General features: G+C 45.8%; 13 protein-coding genes. 9 read left to right on the top strand and 4 right to left on the bottom strand.

Translation table 11 applies throughout. The annotated features are described in order from the left end of the window. Window positions 1–137: 137 nt before the first annotated feature. The 7 genes from OZ660_RS03565 to OZ660_RS03535 all read left to right on the top strand — a co-directional run bounded on the left by OZ660_RS03565 (window position 138) and on the right by OZ660_RS03535 (window position 6916). Window positions 138–890 (top strand): thermostable hemolysin, encoded by a 753-nt coding sequence (locus OZ660_RS03565; protein WP_274742581.1) that lies wholly within the window; start codon window positions 138–140, stop codon window positions 888–890. Next, the gene (locus tag OZ660_RS03560; RefSeq protein ID WP_274742580.1) at window positions 880–2403 is read left to right on the top strand and encodes an AMP-binding protein; all 1524 of its coding nucleotides are present in this window, start codon (window positions 880–882) and stop codon (window positions 2401–2403) included. The genes OZ660_RS03565 and OZ660_RS03560 overlap by 11 nt, the downstream gene beginning before the upstream one ends. Window positions 2404–2406: 3 nt before the next feature. Then, a complete protein-coding gene (locus OZ660_RS03555) occupies window positions 2407–3087 on the top strand; it encodes a TenA family transcriptional regulator (protein ID WP_274742579.1) in 681 nt (226 codons plus the stop codon). Between the two features lie 45 nt (window positions 3088–3132). Then, entirely contained in the window at window positions 3133–3978 is an 846-nt protein-coding gene (locus OZ660_RS03550; RefSeq protein WP_226432864.1) for an SDR family oxidoreductase, read from the top strand. Window positions 3979–4099: 121 nt separating this feature from the next. Continuing rightward, on the top strand, window positions 4100–4699 hold the full coding sequence (locus OZ660_RS03545; RefSeq protein WP_446698963.1) for a tetratricopeptide repeat protein: 600 nt from the start codon (window positions 4100–4102) through the stop codon (window positions 4697–4699). Window positions 4700–4907: 208 nt separating this feature from the next. After that, a complete protein-coding gene (locus OZ660_RS03540) occupies window positions 4908–5555 on the top strand; it encodes a hypothetical protein (protein ID WP_202263689.1) in 648 nt (215 codons plus the stop codon). Between the two features lie 194 nt (window positions 5556–5749). After that, a complete protein-coding gene (locus OZ660_RS03535) occupies window positions 5750–6916 on the top strand; it encodes a hydroxymethylglutaryl-CoA reductase (protein WP_274742577.1) in 1167 nt (388 codons plus the stop codon). A gap of 12 nt (window positions 6917–6928) precedes the next feature. On the opposite strand, the gene OZ660_RS03530 is transcribed toward OZ660_RS03535, so the two are convergent. Then, a complete protein-coding gene (locus tag OZ660_RS03530; protein WP_226432860.1) occupies window positions 6929–7297 on the bottom strand; it encodes a YbaN family protein in 369 nt (122 codons plus the stop codon). A gap of 302 nt (window positions 7298–7599) precedes the next feature. Between OZ660_RS03530 and OZ660_RS03525 the strand changes: the two genes are divergently transcribed. After that, the gene (locus OZ660_RS03525; RefSeq protein ID WP_274742576.1) at window positions 7600–9762 is read left to right on the top strand and encodes a TonB-dependent siderophore receptor; all 2163 of its coding nucleotides are present in this window, start codon (window positions 7600–7602) and stop codon (window positions 9760–9762) included. A gap of 88 nt (window positions 9763–9850) precedes the next feature. Further along, on the top strand, window positions 9851–11038 hold the full coding sequence (locus tag OZ660_RS03520) for a PepSY-associated TM helix domain-containing protein (protein ID WP_274742575.1): 1188 nt from the start codon (window positions 9851–9853) through the stop codon (window positions 11036–11038). Window positions 11039–11091: 53 nt separating this feature from the next. On the opposite strand, the gene mazG is transcribed toward OZ660_RS03520, so the two are convergent. Genes mazG through rlmD form a run of 3 tightly spaced genes read right to left on the bottom strand, consistent with a single transcriptional unit; the run spans window position 11092 to window position 15627 of the window. Further along, on the bottom strand, window positions 11092–11979 hold the full coding sequence (gene mazG / locus OZ660_RS03515) for a nucleoside triphosphate pyrophosphohydrolase (RefSeq protein ID WP_274742574.1): 888 nt from the start codon (window positions 11977–11979) through the stop codon (window positions 11092–11094). Then, a complete protein-coding gene (gene relA / locus OZ660_RS03510) occupies window positions 11957–14140 on the bottom strand; it encodes a GTP diphosphokinase (protein ID WP_274742573.1) in 2184 nt (727 codons plus the stop codon). Before relA ends, mazG begins: the two co-directional genes overlap by 23 nt. 5 nt (window positions 14141–14145) lie before the next feature. Further along, window positions 14146–15627, bottom strand: a complete 1482-nt coding sequence (rlmD, locus tag OZ660_RS03505; protein WP_274742572.1) for a 23S rRNA (uracil(1939)-C(5))-methyltransferase RlmD — start codon at window positions 15625–15627, stop codon at window positions 14146–14148. Between the last annotated feature and the right edge of the window lie 20 nt (window positions 15628–15647).

Raw genomic sequence — 15647 nt, 5'->3', positions numbered from 1 at the left:
CGCCTTCGCTTTTCGCACATACCAATGCGAAAAGCGAGTCAAAAAATATCTATTAATTTAAAAAAAAGCGTTAACTTAAGGTTCTCTTAAGGTAGCGCATCAATACTCATACCATCGAAGAACACCAGAGTGTATGTATGAGCCTTACGTTATCAGTAGCACCCAACTCATGTGATGATAAGAATACTCGTCAACATGAAAAGCGGCGCCCATCACTAGCTTTCATTACAGCTAGCCTTACGCATCCAGCTAGACACAATATTGAAACCTTTATCGCTAATGGTTTCGCCACCCGCTATGACGCACATATTAGTTCGTTCATGCCTATGTTGTTTGCACTTGAAGTTAACGGAATAAAGGCAGCTGTTGGCGCTAGGTGCAGTGCTACTCACAATACGCATCACGCACTTTTCATTGAGCAATATCTAGATAGCCCTATTGAAGTCGCATTAGAGGCCCAGGAGATTTTTGCGCAAAGACGCGACATTGTTGAAGTAGGTAACTTATTTAGTAGCGCATCGCGTTACACGCTGCCCTTGTTACTTTCATTATTTTTTTTGTTCTCGCAAATTGGCAAAAAATATCTTGTGTTTAGTGCAACAACTCAAGTGCAACAACTATTACAGGGTGCAGGTATTTCGCTTACTACATTAGCGAACGCTGACGTTAATAGACTCACAGCTGAGCGCGATGATTGGGGCACCTACTATGACACTGCGCCGCAAGTTATGGCGTTGTCTCTTCAAGAAGTTACTCACCATGTCATGCGCAGCAGCTCTCTTCGTCAATACTATCAGCAAGCGGTTGGACTCATCGCAAGCTCTGATAGCGAGCTTCAGCTGCGCAGCGCTTTGGCTTATCCGCAAAAAGGAGCGTCTCATGTTGCTTGAAACGTACTTAACCGGTGATGATGCTTCTGTTGCACTGAAGCATCATGGAAAGTCGTTAACCTACCGCGAACTTAAAGATGCCATCGCGCAACTCGCAAATTGGATCACAACCAATGATGTGAGCCGTATCGCTATTGCTTTTGACAACAGTTTCGCTTGGATAGTCGCTGACCTTGCGTGCCAGCAAGCTGAAGCGTGCTGTGTGCCTCTCCCACTCTTTTTCAGTGAGCAACAGCAGCAACACATACTTAGCGAAAGCCAGTGTGAGTACCTACTAACAGATGCTGAAACCCCTGCTTTCGCGTCAACTACGATGAAACGCGTGTGTAAAAGTGTCGATATTGTTGGCTATGCACTAACTTCTGACACAACATCTGTGTGTATGCCCAACGGCACTCATAAAATCACCTTCACATCGGGGTCCACTGGCGCACCAAAAGGTGTGTGCTTGTCCAGTGAATCTCAATGGAAAGTTGCTCAGTCAATAAGCAAGGCTTTTGAACAAGACTATGTCAACCACTTGTGCCTGCTTCCGCTATCAACGTTACTTGAAAATATCGCCGGTGTTTATGCCCCATTGCTTCACGGTGGCACTGTGCAACTTGCATCAGCAAGTGCTAGAGGCTTTGAAGGTAGCCGTCTTGTAAACCCACAAGCGCTAATTGGCTTAATTGATAGCGTCCAACCAACGTCGGTTATTTTAGTACCCGAGTTACTTATGGTATTGCTTCATGCCTGCTCACAAGGTTGGGTCCCACCTTCGTCGTTGTCGTTTATCGCCGTAGGCGGTGCACATGTATCACCTGTGCTGCTGGCACAAGCACAAGCTAAAGGCCTACCCGTCTATGAAGGCTATGGTCTGTCAGAAGCCGTTTCAGTCTCTACGCTTAACACGGGGCAATGCAATGTAGTAGGCACGGCAGGAAAAGCACTCGGGCACAATGCACTTCATATAGATAACGGCGAAGTGGTTATAACGGGCAACCACTTTTTGGGGTACCTCAATCAAGTAGAAAGCTTTTACCCCGCGCACGTCAGAACCGGAGACTTAGGCCTGATAAAGGATGGCGTCTTAACTCTCAGTGGCCGTAAGAAAAACATCATGGTGAACAGCGCAGGTAGAAACGTATCGCCTGAATGGATTGAGTCTCTGTTGATGGGAAGTGGCGTACTGCGCCAAGTGGTCGTCTTCTGTGAAGCTCGTCCACACTGTGTTGCTTTGCTTGTCCCTGCATCGACTCACATATCCATTGATGGAATACATAAAGCCATTGCGTTGATTAACCAACAATTGCCCGACTATGCCCAAATAGAAAACTTTGATGTGGTTGCGCCATTTACGCCAGAAAACGGGTTGTTAACCCAAACTGGCAAGATTAAGCGCGACGATGTGATTACGCACTACAGCGGCACAATAGCTGGGCTGTATCGCGACCCTCAATTTATCTCGCACACTGAAACCTGTACGCATCCTGAATCTTGTGCGACCCAAACGATCACCTTTGGAGAGTAAATAATGTCTTTTTATCAACAACTTCAAGAAAGTACTGAGCAAGCTAGAAACCTGTTTTTACAGGCACCAATAATTCAACGTTGTTTTAATGGCGACTTTTCCCTTGACGATTACATTGCGTTTCTTCAACAAGCGTATCACCACGTTAAATTTACTGTACCGCTTCTTATGGCTACAGGCGCTAAATTAAGCGAAGACAAAGAGTGGCTGCGTGAAGCCATTGGCGAATATATTGAAGAAGAAATGGGTCATCAAGAGTGGATTTTAAACGACTTAGCTGCGTGTGGTGTCGATAAGGAACAAGCTCGAAATGGACAACCTGCACCTGCGACTGAACTTATGGTCGCTTATGCGTTTGATGCCATTGCACGCAAAAATCCACTTTATTTTTTCGGCATGGTGTTTGTACTCGAAGGCACTAGTATTGCGCTGGCAGATGCTGCAGCAATGCAAATTAAAGATAAACTATCACTGCCTAGATCTGCGTTTAAGTATTTAACCTCACATGGTGCGCTTGACCAAGAGCACATCGTTTTCTTTGAAGGGTTAATGAACCAAATAGTAAACCCTCAAGAACAAGCCATGATCATTCACAGCGCCAAAATGTTTTATCGCTTGTATGGGGATATTTTCCGTGAACTTACTCCTGAGCACGGTTTACGTCCTATTGCACAGATTGCGTAACGTGTGTAGCACTCTTTTTATAGGGTTAACTCAAGGTAAAGCGTGATGACTATTCAATGGCAAAATCAAGTAATACTCGTAACAGGTGCTAGTGGCGGCATTGGACATGCCATTGCTAAAGCACTTGATGAGAAAGGTGCACATCTCATCTTAACGGGCAGAAATGAAGTAAAACTCAAACAGCTGCAACAGTCGCTCAAACATCAACATACCATTGTAGCGGCGGATATCTCGCATTGTGAAGGCAGAGAAAAACTGATTCACACGTGCGAGCGATTACCAGTGAGTATGCTGATAAACAATGCTGGCACAACCCATGTCGGCCAATTCAGTGATGCCCCTATCGAATCAGTGGTGACTACTAACCTACTCTCTCCAATGCTGCTAACCCAAGCGCTGCTTCCCCTTTTAGAGCGACGCCCTCATGCGCATATCGTCAATATTGGCTCTGCTTTCGGCAGTATTGGTTTTGCTGCGCATAGCACCTACTGCGCAACCAAATTTGCGCTTAAAGGGTGGACTGAGGCCCTTCATCGTGAATATCACAACAGTAATATTCGATTTCACTATGTAGCACCAAGAGCAACGTCTACGGCGATAAATGACGAGAGAGCGGTAGCGCTCAATAACGCACTGGGTAATCACGTTGATACACCCGATGTTGTAGCACAAGCACTTGTTAAAGCACTCGAGCAAAACAAAGCGCGACTAAGCATTGGCTTTGCAGAACGCTTTTTCGCCAAATTAAATGCCATTTTACCCAATATTGTCGATAACGCATTAGCCAAAAAGCTACCCATTATTAAACGCCACACATTCAGCAAAAGTGAACAGAACACGCACATCGATACTGTGACAAATGCCAACGACTTATCCAGTAAGTTGGTTTAACACCGGAGTGAACATTATGAAACATTTAACTACTGTAACCCGAATGACGCTTATTACATTATCTTTAGGCGCAATGAGTTATGCACTTGCGCAAGATAACGCAAGGCCGTCAGCAAGCGATATGTCGCCTTCTTCAGTGCAACAAGAGATACAATCTCCCCTCTCTATGCTTCAGCATGAATGGGCACACATCAACTACGAAGTAGAGGAAAAGCAGAAAGAAAAAGCATTTGCCGCGCTTATTGAAAAAGCGAAGTTTTTTGTTAGTGAAGATCCCAACAATCCAGAGTTGATAATATGGCAAGGAATTATTCAATCAAGCACTGCAGGCGCTAAAGGCGGGCTAGGCGCTTTAGATTATGCCAAAGCCGCGCGCAAGAGCTTTGAACAGGCCATGCGATTAGACGAAAATGCGTTAGCAGGTTCAGCCATGACAAGTTTAGGTGTGCTCTATCATAAGTTGCCTGGTTGGCCGATTAGCTTTGGCAATGACAAAAAAGCCGAAAAGCTGTTGAAACACGCTTTGGAAATAAACCCAAATGGGATTGACCCCAATTATTTCTATGCCGAATTTCTCTATGACAATGGTGAGTATGCTCAAGCACGCGTTTATGCCATTAAAGCAAAGCAAGCCCCAGCAAGAGCAGAGCGTCCACTTGCAGATTTAGGAAGAAGACAAGAAATTTCTCGACTTGAAGCCAAGCTAGCTCAAAAAAGCTAATAGCAACCTTAAATTCAAAAGCGCTCGCAATACTGCTATTGCGAGCGTGTTACCTCTCCCAGTACGCTTCACATCAGCATTATCAACGTTAATGTCAAGACATAGTCGCTTTTCTTTTAAAGAATCGCTAAATTACCGCTCTTTCAAAGAACTTAGGCGCATTTAGCGCACTTTTTCATCACCTTTTATTCTTTTAAGGAACGTTTTCATGTTAACAACGTATTTAAAACGCCTGGGCTTCTTAGGTATTGCATCGTTATCACTTATGGCACATGGCGAGGACCAAGGGGCACCTTTATTGTCTCTTCAGCATCAATGGGCAACAGTAAACTATGAGATGGAAGGCGATGCACAACTTGACGCGTTTTTACGTCTTATAGACCAAGCCAAGAACTTAACCGAACTGACATCAAACAGTCCGCAAGCACTTACGTGGCTAGCCATTTCGCAATCAAGTACAGCAAGTGCCAAAGGCGGGTTGGGCGCATTGGACTATGCAGAAAGCGCCAAAGACAACCTAGAGAAAGCTATTGAAAAAGATGAACGTGTATTGGAAGGTACTGCACTTACCGTTTTAGCCGCGCTTTATCATAAAGTGCCGGGGTGGCCTGTCAGTTTTGGTAGTGATAAAAAAGCAGAAGCTTTGTTTAAACGCGCTTTAGAGGTAAACCCCCAAGGTATGGATCAGAACTTTTTTTACGCAGAATTTTTATTTGATGAAAAAGAATTTAAAAAAGCACAAAAGCACCTTGATATAGCAAAAAATGCCCCTGAAAAACCAAACCGACCTTTGGCCGACAAAATGCGGCGACAAGAAATTGCGAAGCTACAAGAAAAGCTGAGCACTGAACTCTAATTAAACTCTCAGTTACCTTTTAAGTAACACGCTTTATAGGTATAGGGGGTTTGTAAGCTGGCGCACATAACGCGCCAGCCACCATCATTAACAACTTATTCACACAACTTATCTATGTGTATAAAAGTCAATCGCTTCTCTTCTATCCACATCACTTCTACTATGAGTACAGTGTATGTAAATGGAATAAGCAGATGGCAAAGATCCCACGTACAAAGAGTAATGATCACAGCGCAAAAATGAGTCAAACGCGTCGCGACTTTATCGAAGCTCAGACAGGTGTAGCATTGACCCATACTGGGCACTACTCTGTGCCAGAAGAAACGCTCGAAGGAAATATTGAGAACTTCACGGGCGTTGCACAAATACCAGTGGGCTTTGCCGGTCCTATGCACATCAATGGAGAACACGCTAACGGTGAGTTTTATGTGCCTATGGCCACTACAGAAGGTACCTTGGTTGCCAGTTATAGCCGTGGCATGCGCCTTACGCGTGAAGCCGGTGGTGTTACTACCACAGTAATTGATGACGCCATGCAGCGCGCTCCTATGTTTGCCTTTAAAGACGCTCGCGAAGCACTCGCTTTTGGTAGCTGGGTAAAACAACATTTTTCAAGCATTAAAGCAGCGTGTGATGCGACAACAAGCGTTGGGCGCTTGCGCGACATCGAACAGCACGCAGTGTCTAAACTACGCTGGTTACGATTAAACTTTACCTGTGGTGATGCCGCAGGCCAAAACATGGTAAGTAAAGCCACTAAAGCGGGCTGTGAATGGATCATGGCGAATTACCCTGCCCCCATTGATCACTTTGTGCTAGCCGCTAACTTAGACACAGATAAAAAGCACTCTCACCTTAACTCACTGCATACTCGCGGGAAACGCGTAGTCGCTGAAGTGACCCTGCCTCGTCAACTGGTTACCGATATAATGCATTGCACGCCAGAAGCGCTTTATAAGCAGCGCCAGTACTCCAATATGGGGGCCATGATGGCGGGAAGTGTGAGTAATGGTGCTCATTTTGCAAATGGTGTAACCGCGCTATTTATTGCTTGCGGTCAAGATGTGGCGAACGTAGCGGAGTCCTCTGCAGGGTTTACTTTTGCAGAAATTACGCCCCAAGGCGATTACTATTTTTCAGTTACGATCCCGTCATTGATTGTCGCCACATATGGTGGGGGCACGGGCCTTGCCACCCAAAATGAATGCTTAAGTGTTTTAGGCTGTAGCGACAAAGGCAGCGTGAACAAGTTCGCAGAAATTGTTGCCGCCACGGTGTTGTGTGGTGACCTGTCGCTAGGCTCCGCCGTCGTTGCAGATGAATGGGTGAGTAGCCATGAACGCTTAGGTCGAAATCGATAACACCGTTGCTCGCTAATGAACAACAAGACTTGGGCGCGTGAGTACAAAATACGCGCCGCATCCCATAAAAATTGCAACACAGATATAAGCAAGTAACGGCATAGAAGCAAATAAACACAGCCCCGCGAAACTTAACAACATACTGCAACAGGCAATGCACTTCACTTTTTTAGAAATCGCACCATGACGCCGCCACGCCTGCAAAGAAGGGCCAAATCGAGGATGACTTACTAGCCATAGCTCCAAGCGCGGCGAAGACTGTGTGAAACAATAAAGTGCGCCGATAAGAAACACTGTTGTTGGCATAACAGGCAAGAATGCGCCAACCACTCCAAGTGAAGTAAGTACAAAACCACACAAAAGATAAAACGGTTTTCTCATAGACTTTACATACCAAGAATATGCCATTCACTGCAGCAACAGCTTGCCCTTAACTTTTTATAACGATATTGCCAACTTGCTGCAATAAAAAGTGTTTTTACGAGTACATTGTTAACCATAGCTTATTTCACTGCTGTGTGCATTGCGACAAATCAAACAGTAAAAGAAATCGCTAATACTAATTGACGATTCTGAGCCAATACACTATAGAAAATGAAAATAATAACAGTTATCATTTATACTAAAGTTTAAGAGCCAACTTTAACCCCTTTGTTAACGTTAGATATTGGACAGTAGTATCAATGAAGTATATAGCTGCAGTTATTACCGCCGCGCTGACAACCAACGCCTTTGCTCAAGAAAGCGGAACTACAACACAAAACACACCGCAAGAAGCCAACAACGCAAATGCTAAAGAGGTAGAGCGTGTTGTCGTGACTAGCCGGGCGTTAAACCTTTATCGCAACGGAGAATCATCCACAGGTAAGCTCAGTGTCGATGCACTAAATGCAACGCAGCAAATTACCTCTATCAACGAAAGCCTTATTCGTGACCAAGGTGCAAGAAACGCTAAGGATATTTATCGAAATATTGCTGGCGTTAGCCAGTTTAGCTATGCAGGCGTTACCGCCCGAGGATTTAGACAAGAAGAAATTTTCTTTGACGGTTTACGCGGCGACCCCTACGTGGGCTTCAACGTGCCACAACTGTTCAATGTTGAAAGGCTCGACTTCCTAAAAGGCCCTGCTGGCATGCTTTACGGTGCTGGCGCGCCAGGTGGACTATTCAATTATGTGACCAAAAAACCACAGTCAGAATTCAGCGCCAATGCGCGCGCGATTGCAGGCTCGCACTCTCGCGTTGGTGGCTCAGGCGAAATTACCGGTGCGTTAAGCGACAATCAAAACGGACGTTTAGGTGTTTTTTACGAAGAGCAAGATACCTATCGCGACAATAGCGCAAGCGAAGTATTTATTTTTGATTCAGGCTATTCGTATGATTTAAACAATCATTTGTTCACTGCTCAATATACGCATTATTCGCAAGATCTCGATGGTAATCGACTGCGTGGTGTGCCCACAGATGACGCAGGAAACTTCTTAACTGACCGCGCTTGGAACCACAATGAAGCCAGCGACTTCTTGAATCTACGATCAGATGTTGTACAGCTATCACTTGAAGGCCAAGTAACATCATCAATGAGTTACGACACTAAGCTTCGCTATATTGATAATGAGCAAGAGCAAAACTATCACGAGCCCCGTGCATTAATTGATAGTGACGGAGATGGTGCAATCGATCTGGTCGGTAGAGAATTCAGAGACCAACTACGTGAACAAGAGCAGATAAGTTTCGCGGCAAACTTTGTCTACGAGGGAACGGTGTTTAACGCTAATCAACGTACTGCTTTTGGTGTTGACTTGTATAAGGGCACTGAAGATGCATTGTTAGGTGGTACTGCATTTAGCGCCAATTTTGTAGAGCGCTATTTAGCGGGAACTTCACTGGACTCAGACATTATTCCGCTTAGGCTGACCTCTCCTAACTACGGTGAGTCTCAACCTAGCAACTATGATGTGCAGTTTAGATCCCCACGTACGACAGAACAGGTGCGCAACGGTGCATATGTACTTAATGAACTTGCTTGGGACAAATTTACGCTTGTTACCGGTGTGCGCTATGACACATTTGAAGACGACTCAAATGGCACTGCGTTCGATGACAACAACGTTACCTATCGTTTGGGAGCAATTTATAAAGTCACCCCTTCCATCTCACTATATGGTCAGTGGGCTGACTCTTATGAACCTCAAGCTGTAACAAGTCAGACTCAACAAGCAGGAGGGCCCTTTGAACCCACCACAGGTGAAATCATTGAAGGTGGTGTGAACGCCGAGTTGTTCGACGAAACGACGTTACTTCGCATGGCGGTGTATCAAATCAAACGTCAAAACCTACTGCAAAATACAGGTCTTGATCCTGAAGGTGACGGTATCGATAACCTTGCACCTGTGGGCGAAGTCACCAGTGACGGTATAGAAATAGAAGTTATCTCTGACATTACGCCAAACTGGATCATGAGCGTGGCCTACAGCTATAACGATGCACGCATTACCGCTGACAATGGCGGTACTACAATACGAAATAGCGTTGGAGACCAATTTGCCAATGCCCCTGAAAACCAGTTAGGATTTTGGACGCGCTATCAAGTACCTGAGTGGGATCTTGCGTTCGCTTTTGGCGGCAACTACGTTGATGAACAGCTGAGCTTGTCTGGGCAAACCGTTAAATCATATTTTGTGGCAGATGCCTCTATTACCTGGGAAGTCGAAAACTACAGCGTATTGTTTAGAATTGATAACCTATTTGATAGAGAGTATGCCGAGTCTGGTTTCTTGTCACGTACCGGTCACTTCCCTGGCAACCCGCGTAATGGCTTCGTTGAATTTACCTATAAGTGGTAAGGCGGCATAAGTTAAAAGGCGACGTACTTTGCTGCGAAGCCTTTTAGTTTATTAAACGCAAAGCGATGTAAATAACAGAGTCACTGTCATGTCTAGAACGCGAGAGCGTCAGTATCTTAAAAAGCTCTACAACTTGCATGCATGGGTTGGTTTTCAGCTGGCCACTGTTATGTTTGTTATTTTAATCACAGGGACGTTTGCCACTATATCAAATGAAATAGACTGGCTTATTTTCGACGAAATGCGCGCGACGAGCGAGAACCGTAATACTGGCTCTGCACCAAACTGGTCAGCGATTTATAATGCCGCTTCTCGCCATGCATCAGAGATAAAAATTAAGTCTATCTCGACAATGGGAAGCGATTATTTTACCTACCGCGTACGCGCGCAATTTGAAGATGGTAAAGACAGGTTTATTCATGTAGACCAGTATACTAATGAGGTTACAGGCAACATCCCGCTACTTACCGTTCAACGCCTCTTACGAGATTTTCACCGTTATTTGTTTATGCCTAATTATTTGGGCATGCCCACTGTCACCTTCTTTGCTTTTATTTTAGCAATATCACTCTACACGGGGCTGAAGACCACCCGCAATTGGAAAACAGCTATCACTCGATTGCGATTTCGCCAAGGTCCTCGAATACTACTAAGCGATTTACATAAAGTATGTGGGCTGTGGGCAATTTGGTTTGTCGTGATAATTGTTTTAACGAGTTGGTGGTATTTATTTGAATTTGGCGCAGCGGTCGGCGGCACTCGGTTTGAACCACCCGCCCCAAAATTAACCCATAGTATTCACGAAAAGTACAACGCCCCTATTTCAGCACATCAGCTTGATAAAGCGGTGAGGATTGCTGAGAGTGCGATCGATAACTGGCAAATCACCAGTATTCAGTTCCCTAGTTCACCCAAAAGCACACTGCGCTTTAAAGGTGTCGGCGACAACCCGCTTTTGCGAGACCGCGCGCACAAGGTCGATATCGACCCAGTCACCCTCGAAGTCATTGCTGTGCAGTCTCCGGACAATATGGCATGGACGAATTATATTAATGAGTATGCCGACCCCATTCATTTTGGGTATTTTGGAGGGCTTGCCACCAAAGCTATATGGTTTATCTTCGGGTTGGGACTTACCGCGCTATCAGCGACGGGCGTAATGATGACGTGGAAACGAACCAAAAGCACCGCATTGACGAAGGCGCAAATACGCACTCTACCCGTTTTTGCAGTGTCGGCTATTTGTTTTGTGGTGTGGTTATCGCGTTATTTGTGAACTAGGTGACGCTCTTAGTATAAATTTGTTGGCTTGCTTGAGCGCGCAATAGTTTAGCTATTGCGCTTGATGGTTTGCCAAAGGGTTTCCATTTCCTCTAGGCTCATTGTATCGAGTTCAGTACCTTGTTCGCGGGCCAATTGCTCAACGCCCTTAAAACGCGCTGCAAATTTGTGGCTGGCTTTGCGAAGTGCCGTATCGGCATCCACGTTTAAATGACGCGATAGGTTGACCATAGCAAACAGTGCATCGCCAATCTCTTCTTCTATGGCGTCGTGATTAAGGGGTAATGTGTCGCCAGCCTCAGTAGATTGGCTTTTTGATGCAATATGTATCTCTTGTGCTATTTCATCGACTTCTTCGCGCACTTTATCAAGAACTGGCATTAATTCAGGCCAGTCGAAGCCCACCTTTGCACATGCTTTTTGTAGCTTTTGCGCATGCATAAGTGCAGGCATGCCTGAGGGTACGTTATCTAAAACACTGTTGCTTGTCGCTTTTTTTGCACGCTTCTCTTGCGCTTTGATCGCTTCCCATTGAGCATTAAGCGACGCATCACTTAACGTATCACTACTTTTAGTGTCACCAAACACATGAGGGTGTCGCCGCACTAATTTATCACTAATACCTTGCGCCACATCATCAAAGGAAAAAGCATCTTGCTCCTTGGCTATCTGTGCATAAAACACCACTTGAAACAATAAATCGCCTAACTCGTCTTTAATGTCGCCCATATCACCGCTGGCAATAGCGTCGGCCACTTCGTAGGCTTCTTCTATGGTGTAGCGCGTTAAGCTTTCCATGGTTTGTTTCACGTCCCATGGGCACCCCGACTCTTTGTCGCGCAACTGCGCCATAATGGCAAGAAGCCGCTTGGTTTCACTAAGCTTAAGTTTACTTTCCTTGCGCTTGTTTTCCTTAAGCTTGCTTTCGTTTTGCATCTGTCACGCCTTTAAGCTGTCGTAAACGCGTAAGTACTTTAGACACTGTGTCTAAATCTTGTACTTCGATAGAGATTGTAATAAGCGCGGTTTGTCTGTTTTTATCGCTTAGGCTGTTTACACCCAGTAGCGGCACATTTTCATTTGCCAATACGGTGGTGATGTCGCGCAGTAGGCCCGTTCTATCGTGGCAGAAAATATCAATTCCAGTTTCAAAACCCACTTTGAGTTCTTCAGACCAATTGACCTCAATTTGGCGTTCCGGGTGTTGTGATAACAAATGCTGTAGCTGATCACAGCTTTCCTTGTGCACGCTAACACCTCGCCCCTGAGTGATGTAACCCAAAATAGGCTCGCCAGGCACGGGTTTGCAGCAGTTTGCTAATTGACTCATAAGGTGGCCTACGCCCTGCACCACAACAGCGTCTTTTTTACCACTGCCCGCTGCGGTTTTTCGGGTTTTCACCTTCGGACTTATTTCAGGTTCGGCTTGAACAGGCTCTTGCAGGTGATGGATAAAGTTAATCACCTGCATAACGCGCACATCACCGGCGCCTACCGCCGTGTATAGGTCATCCACGCTTTGTAAGTTAAACTTTTCAAATGCTTCTGCTGGCACTTTTGCCGGCAAATGCGCGCGCTGAAGTTCACGCTCTAGCAGCTCTTTGCCCGCCGCTAAATTTTTATCGCGATCTTGCTTTTTAAAGTACGAGTGAATGGTGGCGCGGGCACGAGAAGAATGCACATAACCAAGCCCTGGGTGCATCCAGTCACGACTTGGATTTGGCTCCTTGCCTGTAAGTACTTCTATTTGATCGCCACTTTGCAACAAGTAGGTAAAGGGCACAATACGACCATTTACTTTAGCCCCAATGCAGCGGTGGCCTACATTACTGTGAATGTAGTATGCAAAATCAAGGGGCGTAGCGCCTTGCGGCAAATCGATAACGTCGCCTTTTGGTGTGAACACATAAACTCGATCATCAAACACTTGGCTGCGCAGTTCTTCAACCAAATCACCCGATTCGGCCACTTCTTCTTGCCATGCTAATATCCGGCGAAGCCAATTAATGCGCTCGTCATAGCCAGACTGCTTGCCCGTACTGCCCTCTTTGTATTTCCAATGCGCGGCGACACCTAGCTCGGCATCTTGATGCATTTTCTGAGTGCGTATTTGAATTTCAACCGATTTGCCCTCAGGGCCAACAATTACCGTATGTATAGACTGGTAGCCGTTGGGTTTTGGCGTAGCAATATAATCGTCAAACTCGTTAGGTAAATGCTTGTAACTCGCGTGAACCGTACCCAATGCCGCATAACAATCTTGCAGGCGTTCAGCGATAATACGGACCGCACGAATATCAAAAAGCTGCTCGAAAGTAAGACGCTTTTTCTGCATCTTCTTCCAAATACTGAATATGTGTTTTGGCCGCCCGTACACCTCGGCGCGTATATGCTCACTATCTAGCAAACCCTGTAGGTCGCTAACAATCGTGTCTATGTACTCGGCACGCGCTTTACGTTTACCGTCTAATTGCTGGGCTATCTGCTTGTAAGTTATTGGATGTAAGTAACGAAACGCAAGATCTTCTAATTCCCATTTGAGCTGGCCTATCCCCAAACGGTTAGCAAGGGGCGCATAGATGCTTGCGCACTCTCGGGCCACCATAACACGGGTTTCTTCATCAGCCTTTTTAACTTGCTGAAGTGCACAAATGCGCTCTGCCATTTTAATTACCACAGCACGCACATCTTCCACCATCGCCAACAGCATACGTCGTATGCTGTCGATATGCTGCTCATCGGATTTTTCAGCAAATCCAGAACCATTGACCTTGCGCGCATGAAGCGACTTTATCGCGTCCATACGACGTACACCCACGACGAGGTCACGTATTTCAGCGCCAAACTCCTCAAAGATATCGTCTTCGCTTAACGCATGTTGTTCACAGTATGGAAATACTAACGCTGCTTGAAGGGTGGCATCGTCCATGTTGAGCTGACAAAGAATTTCAACCATTTCCTGACCGACAAGGAGTCGCTCAGGAATATCTGAAACCGCGGTGAGCTTTTCTTTGGTCTCAGCGGTCAAATTTAAACTGTCTAACCACGCTTCAAACGGTGGTCTATCGGCTTCGTGTACCTTACGTGTTGATACCATATCCGTTACTCGTTACTGCTGCGCTGCGTAAATAAAGCCATCATTTCCATGTGATGTGTGTAGGGAAACATTTCTGCTACACCTGCCTTTTCCATGTGGTAGCCGCCTTCTAGTAGCACTTTTGCATCTCTAGAAAACGTACTGGGGTTGCAAGAAACATACACTATCGCTTTTGGTCGTGCTTGTACAAGTGCATGACATACCGTCAAGGCCCCTTCCCTTGAGGGGTCAAGCAATACCTTATCAAAGCCGGTGCTAAGTGCCTGCTTAACATTGTCTTCATTCGACAAATCTAAATGCAGCCAGTCCACGTTAGATATGCCCTGTTTAAGTGCATTCTCTTTTGCCCGCGTCACCATTTCGGCAACGCCTTCGATGGCCTGAACCTGAGCCCCAGTTTTAGCCATGGGCAGGGTGAAATTCCCTAACCCGCTAAACCAGTCAGCAATACGCTCGCCGCGTTGTGGTGCCAACCAAGCAAGCGCTTGGGCTATCATTTTTTGATTCACCGGCCCGTTCACTTGAATAAAATCGTTAGGTGCAGGGTTTAAAGTAAAACCTTCAGCAGTTGCGATAGACACATCTTGCGCAGTTTGCCCTTTTACCTGAAGCGGTGTTAACGTGCCTTTCTTATTTTCTAGCACCACGTAAACCTGGTTGCTCAGTGCAAAGTCCACAAGGTTTTCAATAAGTTCATTCTCGAGGGCTTTGGTATGCTTGATAGCCACTTGCGTGATGTTATCGCCCGCAACCAGCACAATATGCCCTATGTGCTTAGCGCTTTCAAAACCTTCAAGCGCTTCGCGCAGGGCTTTCGGTAACGTCTTGAGTGGGTCCACCAATATTGGGCAAGCATCAATATTCACAACCTTGTTACTGCCTGCTTCTCGAAAGCCAAGTTTAATGCGGTTGATGTTTCGCGCATCAATAGCAAGCCTTGCTTTTCTTCTGTATTGCTCACGGTTACCCGATAGCGGCGGCTGCCAAATAATAGGGTCCATCGCCAGCTGTCGCATGAGCATGTCTTTTAATGCTTGGTCGCGATATGACAACGCCGCTTCTGCATCTATATGCTGTAATTGACATCCGCCGCACTGTTTGAATACCGGACAAAATGGCGTGACTCTATCAGAGGAGGCATTGATTACACGACTTACGCGAGCGTTGGCTACCTGCTTTTTGCTAGCCGTTATTTCTATTTCACAGGTTTCATTTGGTATCGCCCCTTCGACAAATATCACCGGATTTCCGCGAACAACACCTTGCCCCTTCCAATCTAATGCATCGATTGAAACACGACTTTTATTGCTCACGTGTCCAGACTCGATATCCGAACCCTGTGCCTTAGCGTCTGTTTGTTTTTCTGATGTAGGTGATTTTTTGAAACGCAGCCCAGCGACCTGTGAATTAGCACTGGTTCGTTTTTTTGTACCTTGCACGGTACTTTTTTTTTGTTTGTCGCGCGATTGCTTAAACAAGTTTGCCAAGTGAATCTCCGGTGGCTGAT

Origin of the sequence: Alteromonas sp. 009811495 (genome assembly GCF_028865455.1) — a bacterium.
Lineage (GTDB): Bacteria > Pseudomonadota > Gammaproteobacteria > Enterobacterales > Alteromonadaceae > Alteromonas.
Note: the sequence above shows the minus strand (reverse complement) of the source record. Positions and strands in the feature narration are given on the sequence as shown.

Bases quoted from the DNA above. Each gene is read 5' to 3' on its own strand.
- OZ660_RS03565 (WP_274742581.1), top strand. From the start codon at position 138: ATGAGCCTTACGTTATCAGTAGCACCCAACTCATGTGATGATAAGAAT.
- OZ660_RS03525 (WP_274742576.1), top strand. From the start codon at position 7,600: ATGAAGTATATAGCTGCAGTTATTACCGCCGCGCTGACAACCAACGCC.
- OZ660_RS03560 (WP_274742580.1), top strand. From the start codon at position 880: ATGTTGCTTGAAACGTACTTAACCGGTGATGATGCTTCTGTTGCACTG.
- OZ660_RS03540 (WP_202263689.1), top strand. From the start codon at position 4,908: ATGTTAACAACGTATTTAAAACGCCTGGGCTTCTTAGGTATTGCATCG.
- OZ660_RS03520 (WP_274742575.1), top strand. From the start codon at position 9,851: ATGTCTAGAACGCGAGAGCGTCAGTATCTTAAAAAGCTCTACAACTTG.
- OZ660_RS03535 (WP_274742577.1), top strand. From the start codon at position 5,750: ATGGCAAAGATCCCACGTACAAAGAGTAATGATCACAGCGCAAAAATG.
- OZ660_RS03530 (WP_226432860.1), bottom strand. From the start codon at position 7,297: ATGAGAAAACCGTTTTATCTTTTGTGTGGTTTTGTACTTACTTCACTT.
- relA (WP_274742573.1), bottom strand. From the start codon at position 14,140: ATGGTATCAACACGTAAGGTACACGAAGCCGATAGACCACCGTTTGAA.
- OZ660_RS03555 (WP_274742579.1), top strand. From the start codon at position 2,407: ATGTCTTTTTATCAACAACTTCAAGAAAGTACTGAGCAAGCTAGAAAC.
- OZ660_RS03550 (WP_226432864.1), top strand. From the start codon at position 3,133: ATGACTATTCAATGGCAAAATCAAGTAATACTCGTAACAGGTGCTAGT.
- mazG (WP_274742574.1), bottom strand. From the start codon at position 11,979: ATGCAAAACGAAAGCAAGCTTAAGGAAAACAAGCGCAAGGAAAGTAAA.
- OZ660_RS03545 (WP_446698963.1), top strand. From the start codon at position 4,100: ATGTCGCCTTCTTCAGTGCAACAAGAGATACAATCTCCCCTCTCTATG.